The 25,741-nt window shown below is 45.2% G+C and carries 27 protein-coding genes; 15 read left to right on the top strand and 12 right to left on the bottom strand.

Features of this window, described 5'->3' with window-relative positions; translation table 11 throughout:
• The first annotated feature begins 1,332 nt into the window (after positions 1-1,332).
• From NSQ50_RS05135 to NSQ50_RS05095, 9 genes are all read left to right on the top strand, one after another.
• Positions 1,333-2,031, top strand: a complete 699-nt coding sequence (locus tag NSQ50_RS05135; RefSeq protein WP_076100491.1) for a response regulator transcription factor — start codon at positions 1,333-1,335, stop codon at positions 2,029-2,031.
• On the top strand, positions 2,028-3,026 hold the full coding sequence (locus NSQ50_RS05130) for a sensor histidine kinase (RefSeq protein WP_076145518.1): 999 nt from the start codon (positions 2,028-2,030) through the stop codon (positions 3,024-3,026). Before NSQ50_RS05135 ends, NSQ50_RS05130 begins: the two co-directional genes overlap by 4 nt.
• Positions 3,027-3,265: 239 nt before the next feature.
• Positions 3,266-4,036 (top strand): ABC transporter ATP-binding protein, encoded by a 771-nt coding sequence (locus NSQ50_RS05125; RefSeq protein WP_036679832.1) that lies wholly within the window; start codon positions 3,266-3,268, stop codon positions 4,034-4,036.
• Positions 4,011-5,957, top strand: coding sequence for an FtsX-like permease family protein (locus NSQ50_RS05120; RefSeq protein ID WP_076145520.1), 1,947 nt, complete (start codon positions 4,011-4,013; stop codon positions 5,955-5,957). The genes NSQ50_RS05125 and NSQ50_RS05120 overlap by 26 nt, the downstream gene beginning before the upstream one ends.
• Positions 5,958-6,101: 144 nt before the next feature.
• Positions 6,102-7,058: a helix-turn-helix transcriptional regulator gene (locus tag NSQ50_RS05115; protein ID WP_036679835.1), complete on the top strand. Its 957-nt coding sequence runs from the start codon at positions 6,102-6,104 to the stop codon at positions 7,056-7,058.
• A gap of 105 nt (positions 7,059-7,163) precedes the next feature.
• Entirely contained in the window at positions 7,164-7,622 is a 459-nt protein-coding gene (locus NSQ50_RS05110) for an SRPBCC domain-containing protein (protein ID WP_036679837.1), read from the top strand.
• 226 nt (positions 7,623-7,848) lie between these two features.
• Positions 7,849-8,103: a FeoA family protein gene (locus tag NSQ50_RS05105; RefSeq protein ID WP_036679839.1), complete on the top strand. Its 255-nt coding sequence runs from the start codon at positions 7,849-7,851 to the stop codon at positions 8,101-8,103.
• Positions 8,100-8,831 carry a FeoB small GTPase domain-containing protein gene (locus NSQ50_RS05100; RefSeq protein WP_038568974.1) on the top strand — a complete coding sequence of 244 codons (732 nt, stop codon included), beginning with the start codon at positions 8,100-8,102 and terminating at the stop codon, positions 8,829-8,831. The genes NSQ50_RS05105 and NSQ50_RS05100 overlap by 4 nt, the downstream gene beginning before the upstream one ends.
• Positions 8,809-10,218: a nucleoside recognition domain-containing protein gene (locus NSQ50_RS05095; protein WP_036679842.1), complete on the top strand. Its 1,410-nt coding sequence runs from the start codon at positions 8,809-8,811 to the stop codon at positions 10,216-10,218. Before NSQ50_RS05100 ends, NSQ50_RS05095 begins: the two co-directional genes overlap by 23 nt.
• Before the next feature lie 487 nt (positions 10,219-10,705).
• On the opposite strand, the gene NSQ50_RS05090 is transcribed toward NSQ50_RS05095, so the two are convergent.
• From NSQ50_RS05090 to NSQ50_RS05080, 3 genes are all read right to left on the bottom strand, one after another.
• On the bottom strand, positions 10,706-10,909 hold the full coding sequence (locus NSQ50_RS05090; RefSeq protein WP_179087763.1) for a hypothetical protein: 204 nt from the start codon (positions 10,907-10,909) through the stop codon (positions 10,706-10,708).
• Between the two features lie 115 nt (positions 10,910-11,024).
• Positions 11,025-11,735, bottom strand: a complete 711-nt coding sequence (locus NSQ50_RS05085; RefSeq protein WP_076224408.1) for a hypothetical protein — start codon at positions 11,733-11,735, stop codon at positions 11,025-11,027.
• Between the two features lie 201 nt (positions 11,736-11,936).
• Complete coding sequence (locus NSQ50_RS05080; RefSeq protein ID WP_076224406.1) at positions 11,937-13,346, bottom strand: aminotransferase-like domain-containing protein; 1,410 nt, start codon at positions 13,344-13,346, stop codon at positions 11,937-11,939.
• Positions 13,347-13,512: 166 nt separating this feature from the next.
• Here NSQ50_RS05080 and NSQ50_RS05075 point away from each other — a divergent pair, with 166 nt between their 5' ends.
• The 4 genes from NSQ50_RS05075 to glpX all read left to right on the top strand — a co-directional run bounded on the left by NSQ50_RS05075 (position 13,513) and on the right by glpX (position 17,102).
• On the top strand, positions 13,513-14,445 hold the full coding sequence (locus NSQ50_RS05075; protein ID WP_036676439.1) for a DMT family transporter: 933 nt from the start codon (positions 13,513-13,515) through the stop codon (positions 14,443-14,445).
• Positions 14,446-14,570: 125 nt separating this feature from the next.
• Positions 14,571-15,245, top strand: a complete 675-nt coding sequence (locus tag NSQ50_RS05070; protein ID WP_051490920.1) for a helix-turn-helix transcriptional regulator — start codon at positions 14,571-14,573, stop codon at positions 15,243-15,245.
• 10 nt (positions 15,246-15,255) lie between these two features.
• The gene (locus NSQ50_RS05065) at positions 15,256-16,062 is read left to right on the top strand and encodes a pyruvate, water dikinase regulatory protein (RefSeq protein ID WP_038568970.1); all 807 of its coding nucleotides are present in this window, start codon (positions 15,256-15,258) and stop codon (positions 16,060-16,062) included.
• A 44-nt stretch (positions 16,063-16,106) separates the two neighbouring features.
• Positions 16,107-17,102 (top strand): class II fructose-bisphosphatase, encoded by a 996-nt coding sequence (gene glpX / locus NSQ50_RS05060; RefSeq protein ID WP_076224403.1) that lies wholly within the window; start codon positions 16,107-16,109, stop codon positions 17,100-17,102.
• A gap of 89 nt (positions 17,103-17,191) precedes the next feature.
• Here glpX and NSQ50_RS05055 read toward each other — a convergent pair whose 3' ends face one another.
• Positions 17,192-17,743 (bottom strand): general stress protein, encoded by a 552-nt coding sequence (locus tag NSQ50_RS05055; protein WP_036676448.1) that lies wholly within the window; start codon positions 17,741-17,743, stop codon positions 17,192-17,194.
• 201 nt (positions 17,744-17,944) lie between these two features.
• On the opposite strand from NSQ50_RS05055, the gene NSQ50_RS05050 reads away from it, so the two are divergent.
• Complete coding sequence (locus tag NSQ50_RS05050; RefSeq protein WP_036676452.1) at positions 17,945-18,793, top strand: AraC family transcriptional regulator; 849 nt, start codon at positions 17,945-17,947, stop codon at positions 18,791-18,793.
• A gap of 94 nt (positions 18,794-18,887) precedes the next feature.
• Positions 18,888-19,877 (top strand): aldo/keto reductase, encoded by a 990-nt coding sequence (locus NSQ50_RS05045; RefSeq protein ID WP_370510570.1) that lies wholly within the window; start codon positions 18,888-18,890, stop codon positions 19,875-19,877.
• Positions 19,878-19,977: 100 nt separating this feature from the next.
• Here the strand turns inward: NSQ50_RS05045 and NSQ50_RS05040 are convergent, their stop codons facing one another.
• The 8 genes from NSQ50_RS05040 to NSQ50_RS05005 all read right to left on the bottom strand — a co-directional run bounded on the left by NSQ50_RS05040 (position 19,978) and on the right by NSQ50_RS05005 (position 25,616).
• On the bottom strand, positions 19,978-20,709 hold the full coding sequence (locus tag NSQ50_RS05040; RefSeq protein WP_036676473.1) for a ZIP family metal transporter: 732 nt from the start codon (positions 20,707-20,709) through the stop codon (positions 19,978-19,980).
• Between the two features lie 155 nt (positions 20,710-20,864).
• Positions 20,865-21,701, bottom strand: a complete 837-nt coding sequence (locus NSQ50_RS05035; RefSeq protein ID WP_256717071.1) for an IS3 family transposase — start codon at positions 21,699-21,701, stop codon at positions 20,865-20,867.
• Positions 21,617-21,874 (bottom strand): hypothetical protein, encoded by a 258-nt coding sequence (locus NSQ50_RS05030; protein WP_235219389.1) that lies wholly within the window; start codon positions 21,872-21,874, stop codon positions 21,617-21,619. Before NSQ50_RS05030 ends, NSQ50_RS05035 begins: the two co-directional genes overlap by 85 nt.
• On the bottom strand, positions 21,850-22,014 hold the full coding sequence (locus tag NSQ50_RS05025; protein WP_178420344.1) for a hypothetical protein: 165 nt from the start codon (positions 22,012-22,014) through the stop codon (positions 21,850-21,852). The genes NSQ50_RS05030 and NSQ50_RS05025 overlap by 25 nt, the downstream gene beginning before the upstream one ends.
• Before the next feature lie 119 nt (positions 22,015-22,133).
• A complete protein-coding gene (phnE, locus tag NSQ50_RS05020; RefSeq protein ID WP_036676480.1) occupies positions 22,134-22,937 on the bottom strand; it encodes a phosphonate ABC transporter, permease protein PhnE in 804 nt (267 codons plus the stop codon).
• Positions 22,934-23,725 (bottom strand): phosphonate ABC transporter, permease protein PhnE, encoded by a 792-nt coding sequence (gene phnE / locus NSQ50_RS05015; protein ID WP_036676482.1) that lies wholly within the window; start codon positions 23,723-23,725, stop codon positions 22,934-22,936. The genes phnE (NSQ50_RS05020) and phnE (NSQ50_RS05015) overlap by 4 nt, the downstream gene beginning before the upstream one ends.
• Position 23,726: 1 nt before the next feature.
• Entirely contained in the window at positions 23,727-24,509 is a 783-nt protein-coding gene (gene phnC, locus NSQ50_RS05010; protein ID WP_076224399.1) for a phosphonate ABC transporter ATP-binding protein, read from the bottom strand.
• A gap of 129 nt (positions 24,510-24,638) precedes the next feature.
• Positions 24,639-25,616 (bottom strand): phosphate/phosphite/phosphonate ABC transporter substrate-binding protein, encoded by a 978-nt coding sequence (locus tag NSQ50_RS05005; protein WP_340949300.1) that lies wholly within the window; start codon positions 25,614-25,616, stop codon positions 24,639-24,641.
• Between the last annotated feature and the right edge of the window lie 125 nt (positions 25,617-25,741).

Below are 25,741 nucleotides of genomic sequence, written 5' to 3'. Positions count from 1 at the left end.
TCCGGAGGAAATAGTCACTGATCAACTATTTTCAAGCAATATTTATGAGCTCCACGCATCCGTTAACTGCATTTAGTGCAACTATTTCCTCAGAATGCTCCTTTAAAAGATAGTTAGTTGTATTTCGTGCAGTTAAATTTCTGGTTTTCCTTTAAATGTACCGAATTCACCCTTTTTAGTTGCACGAAGTGCAATTAAATGGCTTCTAATGACCAACAACGCAGAAATAAGTGTACAAAGTGCAATTAGAGAAAGTTTTGGAGTTCGCGATCTTCTTCCGGAGGAAATAGTCACTGATTAAGCTTTTTCAAGCGATAATTATGAGCTCCACGCATCCGTTAACTGCATTTAGTGCAACTATTCCTCAGAATGCTCATTCAAAAGTTAGTTTAGTTGTATTTCGTGCAGTTAAATTTCTGGTTTTCCTTTAATTGCACTAGATTCACCCTTTTTAGTTGCACGAAGTGCAACTAAACGGCTTCTAATGACCAACAACGCTGAAATAAGTGTACAAAGTGCAATTAGAGAAAGTTTTGGAGTTCGCGATCTTCTTCCGGAGGAAATAGTCACTGATCAAGCTTTTTCAAGCGATAATTATGAGCTCCACGCATCCGTTAACTGCATTTAGTGCAACTATTCCTCAGAATGCTCATTCAAAAGTTAGTTTAGTTGTATTTCGTGCAGTTAAATTTCTGGTTTTCCTTTAATTGCACCGAATTCACCCTTTTTAGTTGCACGAAGTGCAATTAAATGGCTTCTAATGACCAACTACGCAGAAATAAGTGTACAAAGTGCAATTAGAGTAAGTTTGTTGAGTGGGCGATCTTCTTCTGGAGGAAATAGTCACTGATCAAGCATTTTCAAGCGATATATGAGCTCCACGCATCCGTTAACTGCATTTAGTGCAACTATTCCTCAGAATGCTCATTCAAAAGTTAGTTTAGTTGTATTTCGTGCAGTTAAATTTCCGGTTTTCCTTTAATTGCACCGAATTCACCCTTTTTAGTTGCACGAAGTGCAATTAAATGGCTTCTATGGACTATCTACGCAGAAATAAGTGTACAAAGTGCAATTAAGTCTGGATAATCCGCTTGAGCGAAATCTGGATTGCTAGAGCTAGATCAGCTAGGCTTAGATCAGCTAAAGCTAGATCAGCTAGAGTTGAATCAGCTAGAGCTAGGCCAGCTAGGCTTAGATCAGCTAGACTTAGATCAGCTAAATTCCCCTTCGGTAAATCTAGCTAGATTCTTACGTTGACCACGAATAAGAGTACTCTTTTTGCATAATTTTCCTTGTCCATGTTACTGTATTACTGAACAAAGGAGTGAAAATATGGAGACAATTCTAATCATAGAGGACGATGCCAAGCTGGCAAGCTTGCTGAGCACGTACCTATCGAAATATGGGTTCCGTACAATTATTGTAGAGGATTTCAACAGGGTGCTGGAGACTTTTAATGAAAGCTCGGCTGACCTTATCTTACTGGACGTCAATCTGCCTAAATATGATGGGTTCTACTGGTGCCGCCAGATCCGTTCCCTCTCACTCTGCCCGATTCTGTTCATTTCTGCACGGGATAGTGGAATGGATCAGGTGATGGCGCTTGAGAATGGCGGGGACGATTATATCACTAAGCCTTTTCACTATGAGGTTGTGCTTGCCAAAATCCGCAGCCACATACGTAGAGCATACGGTTCATACTCACAGACTCAAGAAGAGCATAAACTCCAGTCTGGAGGTTTAATCCTCTATCCTGAGCGATATGTGATCCAATACGACGGGCACACGAGTGAGCTAACCCAGAAGGAAGCGGTTCTACTGGAAGCTTTACTGCTTAAGGAAGGACGAGTGGTTAACCGGGAGCGTCTGCTCGATCTCATGTGGAAGGATCAGCATTTCATAGATGACAATACATTAAATGTCTACATAACCCGTGTCCGCAAAAAGCTCAAGGATCTCGGTCTTGGTGACATTGTGGAAACCGTAAGAGGCGCTGGCTATCGGCTTAATGTCTCTAAGGATACGCCATGAGACTTTTTTGGAGAGACCAGATCTCACTGATCCTATTCTATCTGCTTCAGATGCTGCTTATCCCTTTGCTGTATTGGCTGTCTGGTGAGAACAGACCTATCTCTATCATGCTTTATGGAATCGCCTTGAGTACCGTAGTTCTACTGCTATATCTAGGCTACCGATACGTTCAGCACCGGAGATTGTATGCAGCATTAAGCGAACCTATGGACATGCTCCAAAAACATCTTGTTTCCTTAGGAGACACTCCTCTTTCAGAAGCTATCCATGAGTTATTGCAGCTTATTGACCGCCAGTATCAAGAGCAAGTGAATGCGCATGCGCGCCAGATGGATCAGCATATCGTATTCATGAATCGCTGGGTTCATCAAATGAAGACCCCGCTCTCTGTAATTCAGCTTACGCTAAAGGATCTTGAAGAGGAGGCTGCCGCAAGTATTCAGGAGGAACTGGAACGTCTGCGCGGAGGGCTGGAGATGGTTATCTACACTTCAAGACTTGACCGATTTGAAAATGATTTTCAAGTTGAACCGTTACTTCTGCGCAAAACCGTTAGTGAGGCGGTAGCCGAAAATCGCAGACTATTCATACGCCGGGGCATAAAAGTAGATGTACAGGTGGATGCCAATCTAGCGGTATATAGCGATGCCAAATGGTTAATGTTTATGCTGGCCCAAATCTTAACTAATGCCGTAAACTATACCTCCGGTTCTGGCAAAACCGTTACCCTCTCAGCTCAGCGTGTGGGCACCGACACTATTCTGGATATTACCGATCAAGGGATCGGCATTTCTCCTGAGGATCTGAAGCGGGTCTTTAATCCCTACTTTACGGGTGACCGCGGACGACATTATCATGAATCGACAGGGATGGGGCTGTATCTCGTCCGGGAGATTTGCAACAGGCTCGAACACAAGGTGGATATTCAGTCCCGGCTCGGGGAAGGAACCCGCGTGCGGCTTATTTTTAGCAACAGTGATCATCTACAGAAATAATATTGAGGGGACTTCGTCGTCATTATTCATGGCTTTGAAGCCTCCTTCTTCTTTATAGGTTACTTATCTCTCAACCCATTCTTCACAAGGAGAAAGGCGAACATAACCTTAACTTCTCTGTAAGGAAACCTTAAGGTAAATCCATAGCAGCTAATCTCTCGATCTTATAAATTATATACATAACCCGTTCCCCGAATAAGGCGGATGAAATCATTTTTGTATTGGAAGGAATGAATGATATGAACGTATTGGAAGTCAAAGGACTTCATAAGGTATACCCCGGCAAAATAGTGACCCAAGCCCTCACTGATATTCATCTAAATATTGAAAAAGGTGAATTTGTCGGAATTATGGGACCGTCTGGTAGCGGTAAAACAACACTGCTCAATATGGTATCCACAATCGACCAGCCGTCCTCTGGCGAAGTGAATATCAACGGCAGCAACCCTTATCTTTTGAATAAAAAAGAGCTCGCCCACTTTCGCCGAAAACAACTAGGCTTTGTGTTTCAGGACTTCAACCTGCTTGAGACATTAACCGTCGCCGAGAATATTGTGCTGCCCCTGACTTTGGATAACCGTAAGCTCTCCCAGATGGAGATCTTGCTTCAAAGAGTCGCAGAACGCTTAAACATTACCGATATTCTGAGCAAACGCACCTATGAAATTTCAGGGGGACAACGTCAGCGGACCGCAATTGCCCGGGCGATCATCACCTCTCCTTCGATTATTTTGGCCGATGAACCTACGGGTGCGCTTGACTCCAATTCTTCGCGGATGGTGATGGAATCGCTGGAGGATATTAATCACAAAGAAGGCACCACGCTAATGCTCGTAACACATGATCCACTGGCAGCGAGCTACTGCAACCGAATTGTTTTTATAAAAGACGGCAAACTAGCAGCGGAAATTCATCGGGGCGATAACCGTCAGGCCTTCTTCCAAAAGATTATCGACACACTTTCGTTCTGGGGAGGGAATAGTCATGAACTTTCCTCAATTCGCGTTTAATAATGTACGCCGTAATTCACGCGCTTATTTTGCTTTTTTCTTAAGCAGTGCTTTTATGGTCATGATCTTTTTCTCTTATTCAGTCTTTATTTACCACCCTAGTATTACCAACATCGAGCTGGGTGCGAATTCAGCCTCCGGCATGCAAATTGCTTCTTACATCGTGTTTATCTTTGCGTTCTTTTTCGTTCTATATTCGATTAGCGCATTTCTGAAAATGCGTAATCTGGAGTTCGGCATACTGATGATTTTAGGCGCACGCCCTGGCCAGATCAACAAGCTGATTCTTATAGAAAATATGCTGATCGGACTGCTCTCTATAGTAACAGGTGCGTCTTTCGGCATGCTTTTATCCAAGTTATTTTTGCTGCTAAGCACGACAATTATGGGCATGGAGCCACTGCCCTTTTATTGGCCAATGAAGGCGTTAATGATTACCTCTATCTCTTTCATTTCATTATTTCTGGTCATTTCGATCTTCACATTATTGTTCATTCGTAAGCATCAAGTTCTTGAACTGCTTAAGGGAAATGTTAAACCTAAAAAAGAACCCCGTGTCTCCTTATTGTTCTCATTCTTTGGGCTTCTACTGTTGACCGTCGGCGCTCTCGCGATTCGGAAGCAATTGTCCCCGACCTCACTGTTAGTCGCCGCTGTCACAGGTATCGCTGGAACCTACTTTTTCTACTCTCAGTTATCTGTATTGGGCATTCGCTTACTAAAACTAAGACGCAAGCGGCTGTGGCGCGGAACCAATCTGCTGTGGATTTCTGAGATGAGTTATAAGATTAAAGACAATGCAAGAATGCTCTTCCTTGTAACTGTAGTTACCTCGCTTGCCTGCATGGCATCGGGGATTCTTTTATCGATTAATCAAGCGAACTCAGACCTCTATAAAAAATCCCCATTCGCTGTGAGTTATACGATTTATGATCCGAAGGATGAAGCACCAGATTTAGAGCCCATTCACACTAAATTAAAGAATGCTAAAGTCGAGTACACAGAGAATAAAGTAGAACTAATCTCTGCTTCCATTCAAGGAATCGATAAGGAAAAACTACTTGGAATTGATCTGATATCCCGCTCACAGTTCAATCAACTGGGCTTACAAATGGATGTGTCCGAGGTTGGGCCCTTGTCTGAAAAAGAAGCTGTATTACTGCTGAACCCACATATGGATTCACAGAATTTTGCTGCTGATCGAGCGATTCATTTGAAGGTTCAGAAAGATGAGGAGCTGATGCTAAAAGAATTACGAACACCAAAGGTGCATCCAGTAGATCCAATGGCCACCTCACTTCTAATCGTAGATGACAACTTATATCATAAGATTTCTACTTCAACAGAGAAGTACACGAGACCTTATGTGAAATATCTATACAAAATCCCTGCATGGGACGGTCCTACACCTAATGACAGCTCAGCTGAAGCTGTTGTCACCAGAGACCTCATCCAATGGAATAAAGCCGCTAACAAGGCTAACCATCAATACAGCTCTATACTGGGATCGCGAGCAGACAGCTATCTATCGACCAAGCAGGGAGCTGCCATGCTTAGCTTTATAGGGATTTTTATCGCTCTGATCTTCTCGCTTTCATCGGCCAGCTTTCTCTTTTTTAAGCTTCATACTGAGCTCAATACAGATAAGCAAATGTATAATGCTTTATCCAAAATCGGTTTAAGCACTAAAGAAATGTCAGCTTCTGCTACCAAACAGATTTCTGTGCTTTTCTATATTCCGATTATTATTGCCACCATTCAGACCCTTGTCGTGATTCGTCCGATACTGAAACAGATTAATATCACAAATGTAACTGTGCCCGTTCTTACTACATCAGCTGTATTTCTGGTTGTGCAAACTATCTATTTCCTTATTGCGAGATCACGTTACATTCATAGTCTCAAGAAAATAATGGTGTAACGACATGTCGAAAAGAATCATAACCCTGGATGTACTTCGCGGCTTTGAACTTATGTCAGCACCAAAAGGTTCTCTAGCTGATCATTAGGCAATTTGCTATAGTTAGTGAGCTATTAATTAATGAAGCAAGGAGGTTCTTGATTTATGTCCAAGGCTGATCACATGTTATCCATTCTCTGGATGCTCAAGCAACGGGGAAGAACCGCCGGGGAACTAGCAGAAGCGCTAGAGATCAGTGTCCGCTCTGTCTATCGTTACATCGACGCGTTATGCATCAGTGGCGTACCCATTATCGCGGATAGTGGACCTGGTGGTGGCTATAGCCTTCCGGAACATTTTTCCGAGGCCCCGTTATTCTTTGACTCCGACGAACAGCGTTCCCTCCTGCAAGCCGCCTCCTTTGCGCGGGGAACTGGATATCCTTATGTAGAAGCTCTAGATCAAGCAATCGCCAAACTGAAACGATACAGCAATGCGCAGCAATTAGAACAGATGGAGCGTCATGAGGGCGGGATAGAAACCATCCACTCCCCTGCTGTGCCGCTTCCCCACCTGCTGCAAGAGCTTGAATTAGCGACGGCGAACGGACATACCCTTCAGATGGAATATCGGAAGGGAAACGGGGAGACAATTTCTTCCCGCGCTATTGATCCTTATGGACTTGTACTGTGGAAGGGGCAATGGTACACCGTTGCTTATTGCCATCAGAGGCAAGAAATTCGGTCTTTCCGAGTCGATAGAATGACTGAGCTGCACCGTACAGAAGCTCTGTTTGCCCGTCCTGCTGACTTCTCTGCACGTGATTTTTTGTTAAAAAGCTTGCTGCCAACACCAAATACTCCAGAGAAACTCATAGCAGTAGTCATCGCCGCTGATGAAGGAATCCTGAACGATCTATGCAGTCATTGGCTGTTTGGACATACTCTGGTGCAGCGTATTGACGGACAAGCCCGCTTTCAAGTCGATGAGACCTCCTTACTGACTTATGCGCCTTACTTCTTGTTGCCTTATGGATCAACACTACGAATCCTAGAGCCTTTAGCTCTGAAGCAAAAGCTGTCCGCTATAGCTACCGATCTGGCAGCTTATTATAAAACTTAAAATGATTATTTTAGGATCACTGACCGTAGTTGTCAGTGATCCTTTTGTATAGTGTAAATAAGTCTAAGGGAATAAATGATTGTACAAACCAAGGAGGAATAACAAATGAAAGAACTTCACTATGAATTTTATATTGGCGGAACACCTGAGCAGGTATGGGAGACTTTGATCTCTCCGGAAGGTACTAAACAGATTTACTACGGGAGCGTAATCCAATCCACCTTTAAAGAAGGCGAATTGCTGGAATATGTTGGTCCCGGTGAAGATGGCGATGAAACGATACATGTATATGGGACTCTGCTGGAGTTCACTCCACAAAAAGCGTTTCGTTTCACGCATAAGGTCGGCCCCTCCTATCATAAGGGTACAGAAAGATATGAATCGCGTATATCTTGGCTGCTTGAACCGGTGGGTGGAACTACTAAGCTTACGCTTATCCACGATGAATGGCATCCTGATGATCCTTCATATGCTGGCAGTATCAACGCCTGGTGGCAGGTTCTGAGTAATATTAAAACCTTAGTCGAGACCGGACGTACACTTGATTTTGGCAGCTGGTCGTAATTTTACTGCTAATTAGGAATTAAGCTCAACCCTGCGGAAAAGAGCGTACAAGCCCTTTTTCGTCAGGGGCTTTTTTTGCTTAATTTTATTTTGCCTAAGGGAAACATTCTTGTTGCAGGGACAAAGTTGTTGCCATATACTAATGTTGTGCCAGACTACAAGAAATGTTCTAATACACAAAATAAAAACCATAGGCGGTAAAAATATAAATGAAAGAAGGGATCTCATGACTGGAACAACTATTCCTTTATCAGAAGCTGCAAAGGGTAGCACGCTGCGCATCAGCGACATTGAAGTCCAAGGTGTGCTTAGAAGAAGATTACTGGACCTCGGGTTCGTAGTCGGGAATATCGTAGAGGTGTTGCGGCGTAGTCCATTAGGAGATCCTATAGCTTTTCGGGTAAGCAATACGACCATTGCATTGCGTAGAGAAGAAAGTTCTTTAATATTCGGAGAATTAATTGGAGGTGTAGAAGCATGAGTCAGTTCACCGTCGCTTTTGCAGGCAATCCTAACACTGGAAAAAGCACACTATTCAACCTGCTAACCGGCATGCGACAGCATACTGGAAACTGGGCAGGTAAGACCGTCATTACTGCCGAAGGGGAATTCAAACACAATAACCATTCATACCTCGCGGTAGATTTACCAGGAACGTACTCCCTATACTCAAATTCCGCGGATGAAGAAGCGGCTAGAGATTATATTATTTTTGAACAGCCAGATGTGACACTTGTAGTGCTTGACGCTACTTCGCTGGAACGTAATCTCAATCTTGCCTTGCAAGTGCTGGAGATTACCGGACGGGCGGTTGTCTGCATCAACCTCATTGATGAAGCACGTAAGCTGGGCATCGACATCAACCTGAAGAGTATCTCCAAACGTCTCGGCGTACCCGTCGTTGCGATATCGGCACGCAATAAAATCGGGATCGATGCCTTATTGGATCAAGTGGAGCGAGTGGCTACAGGCGCATTCACAGCGCAGCCGTTGCGCATTAGTTACAACGAAGAGATCGAACGGGGAATTGCCGAGCTTACACCATTGGTAGAGCAAACCATCGGCACCAAATATCCCGCTCGCTGGATTGCACTGCGCTTATTGGACGGTGATGACAGCCTGCTTACTTCACTCAAAGAACATATGAAAAGCAAGGATTTACCCGAAGCAAAGGAGGTCATCGGCCATGGAGTCACTGCCTATCACTAAGGGTTCTGACGCTCTAGATTCCCTATTGTCTACCGCAAAAAAGCTCGCTGACGGCGGAGCCATTCGGGATGAGATTGTCAGTGGTATATATGGCGTATCCGCAGGCATCTGCGGGGATGCAGTTACTTATCGGGATAAGAAGAAACTGAACAGCACTTATAAGCTGGATAATATCGTGACCTCCAAAATTTGGGGTTTTCCCATCATGCTCGCCATTCTCGGTGTCGTATTCTGGATTACGATTGCCGGGGCTAACTACCCTTCTAGCTGGCTCGCTACCTTCTTTGGCTTCATCGAAGGATATCTGACAGCGGGATTTGAGGCTCTCCATGCCCCAGCTTGGCTGCACGGCGTGCTTGTGCTTGGCTTGTATCGAGGCACCTCATGGGTAATCAGTGTCATGCTGCCACCAATGATGATCTTTTTCCCCGTATTCGCGTTGCTTGAGAATTTCGGGTATCTGCCACGCGTAGCTTTTAACATGGACCGACTGTTCAAAAAATCAGGTGGTCATGGCAAGCAAGCTTTAACCATGTCCATGGGCTTCGGCTGTAACGCGGCCGCTATCCTCTCCACACGAATCATCGAATCGCCGCGTGAACGAATGCTGGCTATACTGACCAACAATTTTGTCCCTTGCAACGGCCGCTGGCCCACGCTGATTTTATTGTCTTCCTTATTTATGGCAGGAGCCGCTACGACAGGTGCGCTTCGTACATTCACCACTGCCTCCGTCCTAATGGGAATGGTTCTAATCGGCATCATTGTTACCTTAACCGTTTCCTGGGTCATGTCCAAAACTGCGCTGCGTGGGGTTCCCACACATTACACATTGGAGCTTCCTCCCTACCGCCGTCCACAAATCTGGAAGACCATACTTATTTCCTCCAAAGATAAGTCCCTTAACGTACTTACTCGGGCTATCGTCGTTGCTGCCCCTGCCGGGATTATCACTTGGATTCTAGGCAATCTGTTTATTGGCGGCGATTCTGTACTGAATCATATGGCTGCATTCTTTGATCCGTTTGCACATATGCTCGGCATGGACGGCTTTATCATCATGGCCTTTATTCTTGGACTTCCTGCGAATGAAATCGTATTGCCTATCTTGCTTATGGGCTATATGTCCTCAGGCGCTATGGTTGATATCGACAGTTTAGGCAGTATCAAAGATGTCTTTCTCTCACATGGCTGGACCTGGCTGACCGCACTCAACATGATGCTGTTCTCCCTGCTCCACTATCCTTGTGGTACGACACTCGTGAACATTTACAAGGAAACAAAAAGCATGAAATGGGCCGTTCTCTCAGCAGTCATTCCGCTGGGTATCGCCATCGGAGTAACCTTTGCTGTCGCTCAGCTTGCCCGGTTATTTGGGTGGGTGTGACGAGGGTGAGGTAGGTTTGCGATCTAAACTCAAGTGACATCGTCTAACTTTAACTAACTTTATCTGACTTCAACTAGCTTCAAGTAACTTCACAACTAACTTCAACTGATTTCAACTTACATCGCAAAAATTCATCATTAACTCATTAAATTCACCTTAATCACATCACCCAAATTAACCTTGCTACACTTTGTAACACCCTACAATATCTAGAGTTCATCTTGCTTCACAGAATTCTGCCCTCCTTGAACTCATATTTAGGGAATTTCTCTCTAAAAATCGAACTTCATAAGCGCACGTTGAACTTTTTGCGGAATTTCTCCCTAATAATCGAACTTTATAAGCACACATTGAACTTTTTGCGGAATTTCTCCCTAATAATTAGCCGATTTTAGGAAAAAAGGGCAATTTCCGCAGAATTTTAGGGAGGAATTCCCCAATTATCGCTAATATTGAGTAAAACACGATAAAATCAGGGAGGATTTCCCTAATTATTGATTCTAGATGGTTCCGAGCTACAATTGAGCACTAGCACCAGCACCAGCACCAGCACCAGCACCAGCACCAGCACCAGCATCAGCACCAGCATCAGCACAACCACCAGCACAACCACCAGCACCAGCACCAGCACAACCACCAGCACCAGCAGCCACCAACAAGCCCACCAGTTACTCAAGGTCATCTCAAACAAATAAGCGGTCGCTCGGATGTTATCCCGAGCGACCGCTTATTTCAGCACAACACCTTATATACTCTTACTGCCTACTTTGATCTCACCATTACATGACGTGACTCTACAGTTAGAGTCATTTTTTGCGCGTTCCATCATTTCTACGACGGTATAGAACAGCCCCAGCTATAGCTACTAGAACGATAATTATTCCACTAATCCCCACATTAACAAGAGAAAAGGAATCACTGTCCCCAGCAGAATTACCCGTTTGATCAGGCTCATTACTCCCAGCTCCTGACTCCGGTGAATTATTCGGGGTTACCTCCGGAGAAGCGGTAGGCGTCGTTGCCGAAATACCCGGCCCCAGCTCTTTTAGATCCACTGAGTCAGCGGTTAGCCGCTTAGTTCGACTGCATAAACTAGCCTCCAGATTACCAGAGTCTCCACCGTCTCTAGCATAAGCATAGACAATGTAACTTTCCCCTTCCACAAACTCAAAGCCGCAGCTTGCAGAAGATAAAGCCGTAGTCAATGTAACTTGGTTTCCCTCGACCCCTTTCCAGCTGGAATCCACCTCAAAGATTACCTTTACTGGATCAGCAGAAGAAATTATGTTCCCCTGAGACGGCTCCTTCATGTCCACTACTTTCCCGACAAAGACAGCTGTACTTTTCTCAAGAGCTTCCAGTGGCTCCGCAGGCATAACACAGGAACAAGCGTAAGTGACTGAGGGCCGCACCGTCAGCAAAGCCGTAAATATTAATAGGACACCTAGAAATATCATCATTGGACTTCGGAAATTGAAATTTCGGAAATTGATCTTTCGAAAATTGATCTTTCGCACTTTGATAACCCCCTTCTTTACCTTACAGACGGAGCAAACGTGGAAAGTGTTACAGGAATTCCCAAACAAGTGATACAAGTTTATCCGGGAGCAATTCCCCTAATCCTCTTTTTAATTCCTCTAATCCTCTTCTTTAATTCCCCTAATCTTCTTAAACTCCTCATATCCTCTTCATTAATCCCCCATACCTGCTGTACCCACTCACAAACTGTGCGCGATCCCAATCAAACGCTGTATTCCTTCGCGTAGCACCCCTTCGCTTGCAAAGGAATAACTTAGGCGAAGCCTTGACTTCATTTCCCCCAGTGGATCAAATAACTCCCCAGGAACAAAAGCGATCGACTGCGCCATACTTGAAGCAAACAGTCGATCCATCGTAAGATGCTCCGGTAGTTTCACCCATAGATTTAATCCGCCTTGCGGAGTCGTCCATTCCCAGCCAGTACCCGCCAGCTCCTCTTCTACGATTTCCTTATGCACTTGAAGCGCAATGCGCAGCTTACCGAGATGCTGTTGCAAGCGTGGGGAGGTGTAGTAATGTAGAAATATTTTTTGATTCAGCAGCGGAGTGCCATTGTCCGCGAGTGATTTGGCCGTGATTAGACGCTCCATAAATGGATATCGGCAAGCCACCGCACAGATTCGTAAGCCAGGGGCTACATATTTACTGAAGCTGCTGATATAGATCACCCACCCCTCCGTATCATAAGCAAAAAAGGGCGGCGGCGGCTCCTCATCAAAATACATATCGCGGAACGGGTCATCCTCCACCAGTAAACAGCGATAACGTTCGGCTAGTTCTACCAACAGCTTGCGTTGTTGCACAGGTACCGTGTATCCAGTTGGATTGTGATGCGTTGGATTAATGTAGAACATACGCGGCTTATGCTTTTTCATCAAAGCTTCTACTTCCTCCAGATCATATCCCTCCGGAGTGATCTCTACCGGAACCAACCGTGCCCCCTCCCGGCGAAAAATATCCATAGCAACACTATAAGTAGGCCGCTCCACAAGCACTGTATCCAGAGGACCAAGTACAACCCGGGCAATCAGATTGATCGCCTGCTGCGCACCCGAGGTAATAAGCAGTTCTTCCGAAGTTAACTGCAGCCGATGTTGCTTCCGAAAATGGTGGCTTAACGTCTCACGCAGCTCGTTATCCCCCTGGACCGAGGCATACGTTCCCATTACCTTGGGATATAGATCGAACACTTTTTTGACATAGTCAGATAGAAAAAGATTCGGCAGCAGCCCCGGATCAATCAGCGCCTGCGAGAACTGATACTTAACTGGCACTCTCTGAATATCAGACAGCGGGTTAGTGAGCGCATAAGCCGATACTGCGGCTCCTACTTCAATAGCAGGAAGCGAGATTATGGGTGCCACGTAATATCCTGATTTATCTTTTACATAAACCTTTCCATCCTCCGTCAACCGTCTGTACGCTTTGAATACGGTCAGTCGATGTACCTTAAGCTCCTCCGCCAGCAGCCGTATAGAAGGAAGCTTATCATGTGCGACCCACTCCCCTCGCTCCATGCGATTTAATAGAAATTCATAGACCTGCCGAAACAAGGGATGATTATGCTCCGCTCCTACAACTTTTTTCATCTGACCAACTCCTCTCCGAACAACCTAGTAATCATATTGTACACGATTTCTGAATTAATCTGTTCTACTCAAGGTAATCTGTTCTGTCCACTCCCCTATATGATTAACAAAATGCCAGCTTATAAATTCTTATATTTTATAAAGCACACAAAAGGGGACTTTCAAAATGATCTTATTTGCTTATGCACTTGTATGTCTGATCTTCGGCACGACCTTTCTAGCTATCAAAATCGGTGTAGATGCCGGTGCGCCTCCTTTTTTTTCAGCGGGCTTAAGATTTTTTGTCGCGGGCGCTGTTCTATTCCTATGGATGGTCTGGAAACGAAAAGCCAGCTTCTCCTTGCTGTTGCGCAAAGAAATGTTGTTCACCGGGTCTGCTCTAACCTTCGGCACCTTCGCGGGTCTCTACTGGGCTGAACAATATGTTTCTTCAGGGCTTGCAGCTGTACTCTCTGCCACTGGACCGATCATGATCCTGCTGCTCCAAACCTCTATTCTTCGGCAAAAAGCACCCGCCATCTCCCTATATGGCTGCATCATCGGCTTCACTGGCGTACTGCTGCTGGTTCTCCCCAATCTCGCCGTTGATATTTCACCACTGTGGCTCATCGGTTGCGCCGTAGTCCTAATTGGAGAGTGTTGCTATGCTGTAGGTGCGATTTACTCCAAAAAAGTAATTAACAGTATGCCCGAGGTCTCACCGATTGCGCTGAATGCGGCTCAAATGATGTATGGCGGTGCGTTGTTATTCATTCTTTCTTTTGCCACGGAAAAAGTACATCCTGCATTTCTCTTCTCATTCGAGACAGCAGGTTCACTGCTCTATCTCACAGTTATCGGCTCCATGGTCGGCCATACCTTGTTCTACTGGCTCGTAGCTAAGACCAACCCAGTGTTTCCTTCTACCTGGCTTTATATTTCTCCACCGATTGCGGTGGGTGTAGGCTTTTTCTTTTACAATGAGTCCGTATCTTGGATTACAATTCTCGGAGTGTTCACCATCATTGCCGGAACAATCCTAGTGAATGCTGATGCTTTAAAGCAATTACTGCAAAAAAAGAAGATAAACACTGTTGCGTTAAAAAAATCAAATATATGACGTACTATATATTGCATTTATGACCACTATTGCGTATTATATAAACAAGTTAAATTAAACACAGCTAAATATGACTCATATATGAAAGGAGGATTCGCTTAACGGCGCTTCTTTTCTAAAGAGGAATGCCTTTTTTATCGGAAGTGGAGGGAATTGTGATCGAACTGACATCACGTCAAATAGAGATTATCGATATCGTTAACAAAAGAGCTCCGATTACCGGCGAACAGATTGCCGAAAGTTTGAATCTTACCCGGCCTACAATTCGCTCGGATCTGTCTGTTTTGGTTATGCTCAAATATATCGACGCCAAGCCGAAGGTCGGGTACTTCCCAGGATTGAAATCATCCAGTCGTCAGGGAAGCGGTTATCTGCTGCAGGAAACGATGGTCAAAGAAATTCAAAGTGTACCTATAGTTATCCGTGAGACCACAACTATTCAAGATGCCGTAGTTACGCTTTTTCTACAAGATGTAGGCACTCTTATTATCTGTGACGAAGAGGGTAAACTCACGGGCGTTGCTTCACGTAAGGATTTCCTAAAGGTAACCTTGGGCAACCCCGGTGCAGTCTCCATGCCCGTAAGCATGGTTATGACGCGCCAGCCCAAAGTGGTCACAACTTCACCGGATGAGCCGGTGCTTGAAGCTGCACATAAGATGATTTTTCACGAGGTAGACAGTTTGCCGGTGGTTGTTCCCAGCGCTGCTGAAGACGGCGGTACAAAACTGGATGTGGTAGGACGTTTAACAAAAACCTCCATCATCAAACTTCTCCTCGAACTTGAAGCCAAAGGATAAGGAGGAACCCATGAGCATCGAGCAATCTTCCAACTTAATAACGATATGCTCGGATTCTATAGGAGATACGGCAGAGGCTGTCGTGCAGGCCGTTATTCACCAATTTCAGAATCAGCAGGTCACCATTAAAAGATACGGCAATATTAGGCATGAAGACGAGCTACGCAAGCTTATGGAAGAAGCAGCTCAGCATCAAGGTTTTGTCGCCTATACATTAGTGCAGCCAGAATTAAGAGAAATGATCCGCGAGGAAGCGGTACGTCTTGATTTGCGGATCGTTGATATCATGGGCCCTATGATGCAGGCCTTCATTGATACCTTCGACGATGCTCCTCAGCAGCGGCCGGGTCTTCTCCACCAGCTCGACGAGAATTATTTCCGCCGCATAGAAGCTATAGAATTCACCGTCGCCTGTGATGACGGCCGTGATCTGGGTGCCATGCTCAAAGCCGATATCGTTCTGCTGGGCATGTCCCGTACTTCAAAGACACCGCTTAGCATCTTTTTAGCCCATAGAGGAAAAAAAGTCGTTAACTATCCGATTATCCCGGAGATTGGTCCTCCACAAGAACTATTAAGCTTGCCGCCGAACCGGCTTATCGGATTAACCATGAAACCCGAGTACATGCTGAAGGTCCGCTCTGAGCGGCTTAAGGTTCTCGGATTACCGACAGGCTCCCAATATGCAAGTCTGGAGCGGATCACCGAAGAGATGGAATACGCCGCTTCATTGTTCAACAAGCTGGGCTGTCCTGTAATTGATATTACCGACAAGGCTATAGAAGAAACCGCTGGTATTATTATGGGTTATATCTAAATTTAAGTTTACAAAATATATAGAATGCACTGGAGGGAATTAGAATGGAGCGCGAACTGGCCCTTGAGATTGTACGGGTAACTGAACTAGGTGCTTTATCCTCGGCTCGTTGGATTGGGCGGGGCGATAAAAATGCGGCAGATGATGCAGCCACGACTGCGATCCGTTCCATGTTCGATTCTGTGTCCATCGACGGAACTGTTGTGATTGGTGAAGGAGAGATGGATGATGCTCCAATGCTCTATATTGGTGAGAAAGTCGGGAACCAGAAAGGTCCCTCTGTCGATGTAGCCGTCGATCCACTCGAAGGAACTGAGGTTGTTGCCTGCGGCCTGCATAATGCGCAATCTGTTATTGCTATAGCAGATAAAGGCAGCCTGCTGCATGCCCCGGACATTTATATGGAGAAGTTAGCCTGCGGGCCCGAGCTTGCAGGTAAGCTTAGACTCGAGGACCCTGTAGAGATCACTCTGCAAAAAGCCTGCCATTACACTGGCAAATCCCTCTCCGAGTTAACCGTAATGGTGCTGGATCGCAAACGGCATGAGCAGCTGATTAATAGCCTGCGTGAAGCCGGGGTACGAATTAAGCTGCTTGGTCACGGAGATGTCGCTGGCGCTATTGCGGCTGCACTGCCAGACAGCGATGTCGATTTATATATGGGTTCCGGTGGAGCACCGGAAGGTGTTCTTGCTGCCGCTGCACTGAAATGCCTTGGTGGTGAAATGCAGGGCAGATTGCTCCCGGATGGACCCATAGAGCTGCAGCGCTGTGTACGCATGGGAATTGCCAATCCTACGCGAGTGCTACACATGGAAGACATGGTTGGCACGGGCGACGTCCTCTTTGCCGCCACGGGTGTAACGTCAGGTGAATTCCTGAACGGTGTCCGTTTCATCGGCAAAGAACGCGCGGAGACACATTCGGTAATCATGCGGGCACAGAGCCGGACGATCCGCTATATCCGCAGCATTCATTTCCTGCCAGGAAAAGAAATACCGGCTGCGCAGACCGTTAGACAAAATGCTGTCTCTCTATAAAACCACAAAAAACAGGCTATCTCACTAGCAGTATCCTTTGCTAGTGAGATAGCCTGTTTTGTTTTTTTACACTGAATGCTAATTGCTTCTTATTTATTTCCAATACGCTCACTCGCTAATGGATCTATATTAGCAACTTTCTCAAAGCGTTCTGCGTTCAGGCTGTTATACTTTGTGAAAATTTGTTTCACTTCTTGCTCCTTCTGCTCGCCTTCCACATCCACCATTACTAGAATATGACCTTCATCCACGTAGTTATCGTAGCTTTCTGCTTCCTCTTCAGGGATACCAAGGCCAATAAGTCCGCCGACTAAACCGCCACTGCCTGCGCCTATCGCCGCTCCGGCCAACGTTGCCGCAAGAGGTCCGGCTGCTATAATAGGTCCAATACCAGGAATAGCCAAGGCGCCAATTCCCATCAGCAGCCCCGTTACTCCACCCAGCAGACCACCAGTAGCTGCACCAGTAGCCATACCTTCCGGGGCCACGGTTCCCGACTCGTCTCTAAGAGTATCCTCATCCGCTTTATTTCTCGCGATAATCGAAATATCCTCTGTCCTACAGCCCTGACGCTTCAACTCCTCAATAGCTCGCGAAGCTTCGTATTCGGCAGCAAAGACACCCACTATTCTCTTATTCATCTCCATTACCTCCTATTGATGTAGTTAGCTCATACGTTCAGCTTCATAGCTTACTTAACCAAACTGGACAAGGATAAACTACGATATTTAAATTCGCAACAATTCCGAGTTCATATTCCTTCTAAAATATGCTGTATAATAAAAGTAAGCGGGTACAACTACCCTAGATCAACTCTATAAAAGAAAGAGAAGGAATCATCCATGGCGATATTTAACTATAATTCTGAGCGTCCCTTCCGAGGCAATCCCGACCTGCATCTCCATTACTGGGGGCGGGAGCAGTGTCTTCCCGGGCATTTTTTTGGACCTGGGGTTCGTGACGTATATAAGATACATTTTATCCATGCAGGAACAGGTGAAGTTACTGTGGGTGAACAGACCCATTATCTTAAACCAGGACAAGCTTTTCTCACCTATCCGCATATCGTAACTGCCTACACAGCAGACATAGCAAATCCATGGACCTATTCTTGGGTAGCTTTTACCGGGGAGCAGGTTGATTATATTTTAGCCAAAACCGCCTTGTCACCTGAGCACCCGATCTTTCCAATGGATGAACAGCTTATGCCGAAACTATACGAGCTCCTGACACAAGCAGCTGAAGCTTCGGACAGCCTGGATCTACCTTTAAAAGCAATTATGTATGAGTTCTTCTCTCTGTTACTTCGAGCGGTGCCAGCAGTTCCAGATGTACTTCCTTTACCACGTCAAAAAAGTATTTACGTCGAGCAATGCCTGCACTTTTTGCATACACATTATTGTGAAAATATTTCGGTTGAGATGATGTCCTCTTCGCTCAAGCTGGATCGCAAATATTTATCCTCCTTGTTCAAACGGACAATAGGTATGCCACCACAGCAGTATTTATTAAATTTTCGCATCGCTAAGGCGTGCGAGCTGCTGACAGAGACCCTATGCACGATTGGTGAAATCTCACGTTCTGTGGGCTATCAGGACCCCTTACTCTTTTCGCGGATGTTCAAGAAGGTGAAAGGTTGTTCGCCAAAAGAATACCGTAGCCGTCATCTCGAAAATGACATTGTACTATAAACTCCTTCCTTGCTGACATACGTTTGTCCGCGATCTTTCGCTACAATAAGGACGTAACTTACTAAGTAATAAGTGTTTATAGGAGGAATAAATCATGTATAACGCAAGCGCTACCAGATATGACAATATGAAATATAATCGCACCGGAAAGAGCGGTCTACTCCTGCCAGCGATCTCGCTTGGTCTATGGCATAACTTTGGCGGCAACGACTTATTTGAGAATGGCCGCGCCATGGTAAGAAGAGCTTTTGATCTTGGAATCACTCATTTTGACCTTGCCAATAATTACGGTCCACCCGCAGGCTCCGCCGAAGAAAGCTTTGGCCAAATTCTTAAAAAGGATCTGACCCCTTATCGTGATGAGATGGTTATCTCGACTAAAGCTGGATATTATATGTGGGCTGGTCCTTATGGTGAATGGGGCTCCAAAAAATATCTCGTCTCCAGCCTAGATCAAAGCTTAAAACGTATGGGACTGGATTATGTTGATATTTTTTATCACCACCGCCCAGATCCAAATACACCACTGGAAGAAACCATGGCTGCGCTGGACCTCGTGGTACGCCAAGGTAAAGCGCTTTATGTCGGGATTTCGAATTACGGACCTGAACAAACACGCGAAGCGGCACAAATTCTGCGTCGACTTGGCACGCCATGCCTGATTCATCAGCCAAACTATTCCATGATGTCCCGCTGGATTGAGGATGGCTTGCAGGATGTATTGTCTGAAGAAGGCATCGGCTCCATTGTGTTCTCCCCGCTACAAGGTGGCATACTGACCGATCGCTATCTAAACGGAATCGCTCCTGATTCCCGTGCCGCTGGCCCAAGTGTATTCCTGTCTGAGAATGCCATTACCGAAGAGGCGATCGGCAAGGTTCGCAAACTGAACGAGATTGCTGCTGCACGTGGACAAAAAATGTCTCAGCTAGCGTTATCTTGGGTACTCCGTGGAGGCAAAGTAACTTCTGCATTGATCGGCGCAAGTAAGGTAAGCCAGATTGAAGATGCCGTCGCTTCCTTAAATGCCCCAGAGCTTAGCGCTGAAGAGCTAGAGCAAATTGAGGCAATTCTGCGGGGATAATGCTTAGTTATAACAAGACAAAGACCAATGAGGTCAGGCAGCTTAAAGCTGCTCTGGCATTTCATTGGTCTTCTTTTTTATAGATTAGAGTTCTATTTGCTCACCCAAAAATCTGCGTGATGTACACCATGATCAATAATCCAAAAATAAACGAATACGTCGAAGGACGCTCATAACCATGGCCATGACTCTCCGGAATCAGCTCCTTGTAGACGATAAAGAGCATAGCTCCGGCTGCAAAAGCGAGACCATAACCCACAACATTATGCAGGTAACTGGCAGTAAAATACCCGATCACCGCAGATACCATCTCCATCAAACCGGTAAGCGTAACGATTCCTAAGGCTTTTAGCTTGCTTGTTCGCGAATTCATTAGAAAGACTGCAAGAATCAAACCTTCCGGCATATTCTGTGCGCCAATGGCAATCGCCACGGTAGGACCTAAACTGGCCTGTTCGCTGGCATAACTGAAACCTGTACTGAGGCCTTCTGGTATGTTGTGGATGAACAGCGCAATCATAACAAGCAGCGCTTTTGAATCCATATTAGTATAACCGGGCTTATTCTCCACATCGATATGTGGGATGTTATTTTCAATTAAATCAAGCAGCAGCACTCCGGTAATCAAGCCCAAGGTTAAAGCGATAATCCCCGATTCTTTGATCGATTGCGGCATGAGTCCAAACGTGGAGGCGGACACCATAATCCCCGCAGTGAAGGCTACGAGGATATCTTTCCACTTCTCGGATAACCTCTTCACGAACAGGATCGGAAATGCTCCAAGAACGGTAGCCATTGCCGATACAAAGCTGCCAATAAGCGCAGATTCCAAACCTTCAACTCCTTTGGTACAAGTCGGATAGACCAACATATGTTTCAGAAAAAATAATTATTACTTTTTCATACATTTTCGAATGGTCCAATATAGTATGGATCATATCCCCTAGGTTGATCAAGACCCCATTTTATAGACACTGAAAAAAGACCCTAGACTATATGCTGCTTCCGGTATTCTACCGGGGGCAGCTTATTTAACCTTCGTTGTGGCCGATGTTGGTTATAAAATCGAATGTAATCTTCAATTTTTCTTTGTGCCTCATCCATATTTCGGATATCATAAGGATAGAGTCCTTCCGTTTTGAGATGTGAGAAGAAGCTCTCCATAGAGGCGTTGTCATAACAATTGCCTCGGCGAGACATGCTGATTCGGGCGCCAACCTTTGGCAGCATGTCGTGGTATGCATGAGATGTGTATTGGAATCCCTGATCGCTGTGAACGATCAGTCCAGTCACGTCTTTTTGCTGAGACCACGCTTGCTGAAAGGTTCGGAGAACCAGTTTATTGTCGTTCCTAGCGCTCATTTGATAAGCAATAATTTCGTTGTTGAATAAATCTATAATAGCAGAGAGATAGAGCCACTTTTCGCCTACGCGATATTGCGTAATGTCTGTCACCCATTTTTGGTTGGGAGCATCCGTTTTGAAATCCCGTTTCAATATATTTTTCGCCACACGATCTCCTTCGGAAGAAGCATAATTACAACGATGCTTTCCGCGGATCCTCGAACGGATGCCTAGATCCTGCATGATTCTGAGTACCTTCTTATGATTCATCCAAACTCCGTGGTCTTGTAGCAGGAACAATTGAATTTGGCGATAACCGTAGATGCCGTTATACCGTTCATACACCTTCTGAATGAGTTCTTTCGCCGCCTGATCCCGTTCTACTCCTTTACATTTCAAGAAAGCGTAGTATCCACTTCTGGAGACCCTAAAGAGTTTACATAAGTCGCTAACGGCATATTCTTTTGCTGCGCTCTCAATGACTCTATATTTGCACGTTTCACCTCCTGCATCCAGATTTCCAAACACTTTTTTAGCATTTCATTGTCTCGTTTGAGCTTTTGAACATATCTATCTTGATCGATATATTCTTCACGACGCCCTCGTTGATCTAGTAGCCCAAATTCCCCTAGCTCTCGGTATCTCTTATCCATTTCTTTACTCGCCCTTGGTCTTGAAACTGAAAATGCTCCGTAATCTTACGATAAGTCCATTTTTCCTCGACATGTAATCGAATAGCCTCCTTTTTGATTTCATCCGAGTATGATTTAAACTTCTGTCCTTTAATCGCCATAAAAATACACCCCCTAGAATTTCATCGGACAAACCAGGGGTTTTATCCAATGTCTATTCTAAGGGGTGCACTTCATACCCTAAGGAGGTCTTTGTCTCACATATCATTATGCAACTCGGTTACACCAGCTTCTTCCGGATCTTGCCGGAAATCAAATCAATAATTGTGATCATCGCGATGATACCTAGCAGTATAATCCCCACGCGGTCCCAATTCCGTGAACTGAGCGCGAAGATTAACGGTGTGCCGATCCCCCCTGCTCCAATCACACCTAAAATCGTAGCCGAACGAACGTTAATTTCGAATCTATATAAGGTATAGGATAAGAATCCCGGCAGCACCTGCGGTAACACTGCAAACCACAATACCTGCATGCGGCTGGCGCCAGAAGAAATTAAAGCTTCGAGTGGACCGTTGTCGATATTCTCAATCTCATCCGCGAACAATTTGCCGAGCATGCCCACCGAATGTAGTCCCAGAGCCAGCACACCTGCAAAAGAACCCGGTCCAACAGCCTTGATGAATAACAAAGCCATAATAATCTCAGGGAAGGTTCGTATAAAGCTCAACATCAGCTTGCCGGAACCTGAAATTACCTTTCCCTTGCTCATGTTAACTGCAGCCCAAAATGCAAAAGGAATACATAAAAAGGTCGAGATAAAAGTGCCTAGGATTGAAATAGCTAACGTCTCGAGCAATCCCCGCAGGAGATCCTCCCCATCTGGTAAATAAACGAAGGCCCAGTCAGGTGAGAATATCCCGGCAAAAATTGCTTTAGTAATGATCCCGGCGGTTTCTTTGAATCCATTAAACGGCACTCCCGAAAAAGCCCAAATATATAACGCGGCTAGGGCTACATAAATCAGCCAACGAAAACGATTTTTACGGGGTTTAGGGACAAGGGTATTCCATGATTTACTCATATTAATTTCTCCCGCAGCTTAGTGCTCACATAATCAATAATCAGTACTACTGCTAATGTGAACAAGATGATGGTGCAAGTCTTATCGTATTCCAAAAAGCCTAGGGTGACTTCATAATAGTGGCCGATCCCACCCGCTCCTACCAGACCTAAAACCGCCGCAGCACGAACATTAATCTCGAAGGCATATAGGACATAAGACATAAAATGAGCCTGTACCTGTGGAATGACTCCGAACATAATGCGTTGAATCTTATTAGCCCCCACTGAAGTCATTGCTTCCAAAGGTCCTTGATCAATCGTCTCCATCGTTTCATAGGTAAGCTTGGCGATCAGCCCCAACGAAAATATCGTCAAAGCAAATATCCCAGGAAGCGCACCGAGGCCGAAAATAGCCACAAAGATAGAAGCCAACAGCAGATCGGGAATCGTGCGGATCAGGTTCAGCAGCATACGGACCGGATAATGAAGCCAACGGCTTTGCGTAATATTGCTTGCACACAACAGCGCAACCGGAACCGCAAGAATGGCACCAAACGTTGTGCCAACCAGCGCCATCCGGATCGTCTCCAGCATCGCATCTATAATGTTGTCAAAATACCCCCAGTTCGGGGGAAACATTTCCTTAAGCAAATCAAGCATATTCGGCAGACCGGAAATCAGCTCTCCGAAGGATGAATCGGTTAAGACAGCACTTCTCCACAGTAATACTACTAATATAATGGCTGTAAAATAATGTTTTATCTTTCTTGGCGGTTTGGGATGTAGCTTCTCTGCATTCACACTCATCTCACACGCCTCCGAGTACAGGCTCACCCAACAACTCATCCTGATGAATCGGTCTGCCGTAAATCTCCGCAAACCTCTCATCGGTTGCCTCTGATACAGGACCATCGAAGACAACCTCTCCTGCCCGGAGCCCGATAATCCGGGTAGCGTATTCTCTAGCCAGATCAATAAAATGCAAATTCACAATGGTCGTAATCCCGAGTTCCATATTAATCTTCTTTAGATCATCCATAACCTGCTTGGTTGTGAGCGGATCTAGTGAAGCTACAGGTTCATCTGCGAGGATAATCTGTGCCTCCTGCGCAAGAACACGGGCAATAGCTACACGTTGCTGCTGACCTCCAGATAGCTGATCTGCACGTGTATAGGCCTTCTCGGCGATATTTACCCGATCAAGGGATTCGAAGGCTAAATCGATATCCTTTTGTGGGAATCTGCCAAGTATCGTCCGCAGTGTGGAATGATAGCCCACCCGTCCTGCCAAAACATTACGAAGCACAGTCGTACGTTTCACTAAGTTGAAGCTTTGGAAGATCATTCCGATATTCCTACGGATCATTCGTAGCCGGCTTCCTTTTGCATTCGTAATGGACTTCCCGTTAATAAGAATATTACCTTCGGAAATATCATGAAGCCGGTTAATGGAACGCAGCAAGGTCGACTTCCCTGCTCCCGAAAGACCAACAATAGCTACAAATTCTCCGGCTGGAATGGTCAGGTTAATGTTGTTTAATCCTTTGGTTCCGTTTAGATACGTTTTGGATACATTACGAAGCTCTATCATGAAATCATCCCTTTATGTGTTTTCGTATATTCGTATAAAAGAGATAGCCAGATCCGGGGGGGAATCCGGAGCTGGCTATCCTTAATGCCTGTTATACACCAACATCGTTGTATCCTTGAACGGCCTGTTCTACTCTGTTTTTACTTTACTGTTGTATTCGCGAACAATGTCAAAGTTGCTGTCTTGTGATTTCACATAACCTTCATGAGAGTAAATGTCTTTGATAATCTCATGGCCTTCTGTGTCAGCTGCGATATCAATGAATGCCTGCTGGATTTTTTCAATCCATTCTTTATTCATATCTGAACGGACCGAAATCGTATCGTTAGGAATTTTATCAGTAAAGGCGAGAACTTGAGTATCTTCAAATACTTCTGGATAATCCTTAACGACCGTGTTCCGGGCATCTTGGAAAATAGCTGCTGCATCTACGTCACCATTCAGCACAGCAAGCACGCCTTGATCATGACCTTTAACCGTAATGGCTTGTACATCCTTCAGCGGATCAAGTCCCGCATCCATAAGCGTTGCAGCCGGCCATACAAATCCTGCAGAGGATGTAACGTTTTGATAGGCAATTTTTTTACCTTTCAAATCGGCAACCGATTTGATCGCAGAATCTTTCTTGACGATAATCATAGATTTATAGAAATCCGCTAATTCATCTGTTGGACCACCGGTTTCATCATTTACACCAAAACGTTGAGCCTGAAGAATAACCTCAGCTGCTCCTTTTTCTTTAGCTAACACGTAAGCAGTTGGAGGAAGGAAACCTACATCCACTTTTTTAGAGGCCATAGCTTCGATAACGGTGTTGTAATCAGTAGAGACACTTACTTCTACAGGAATACCGAGCTTGTCACCCAGTAATTTTTCAAGAGGTTTCGCTTTAGCTTCGAGCGTATCTGCATTTTGAGAAGGAACAAATTGTACAGTAAGCTTCTCTGGAACATAACCCTCTGCTACAGGAGCTGCCGTTTCCTTCGGTGCATTTGCCCCGTCCGTCGATCCTTGGTTTGCATTATTTGTAGTGTTGTTAGCGCCACAACCACTAAGCAATGTAATAGACATCATTAGCGGCAATACGAATTTACTGATTTTTCTCAAACGAAAGACCTCCACTGTTTTCTATTTTTATTTTTGAGTACTTCTAAACTATAGATGTGTTTTATTAAATCAATAGCAACCAAGCATCAAATATATGTAAAATTTATTCCAATCTCTTAAAGTTA

Source organism: Paenibacillus sp. FSL R10-2788 (assembly GCF_038003885.1).
Classification (GTDB): domain Bacteria; phylum Bacillota; class Bacilli; order Paenibacillales; family Paenibacillaceae; genus Paenibacillus_AQ; species Paenibacillus_AQ odorifer.
This window is presented reverse-complemented; position numbering and strand designations above follow the sequence as displayed.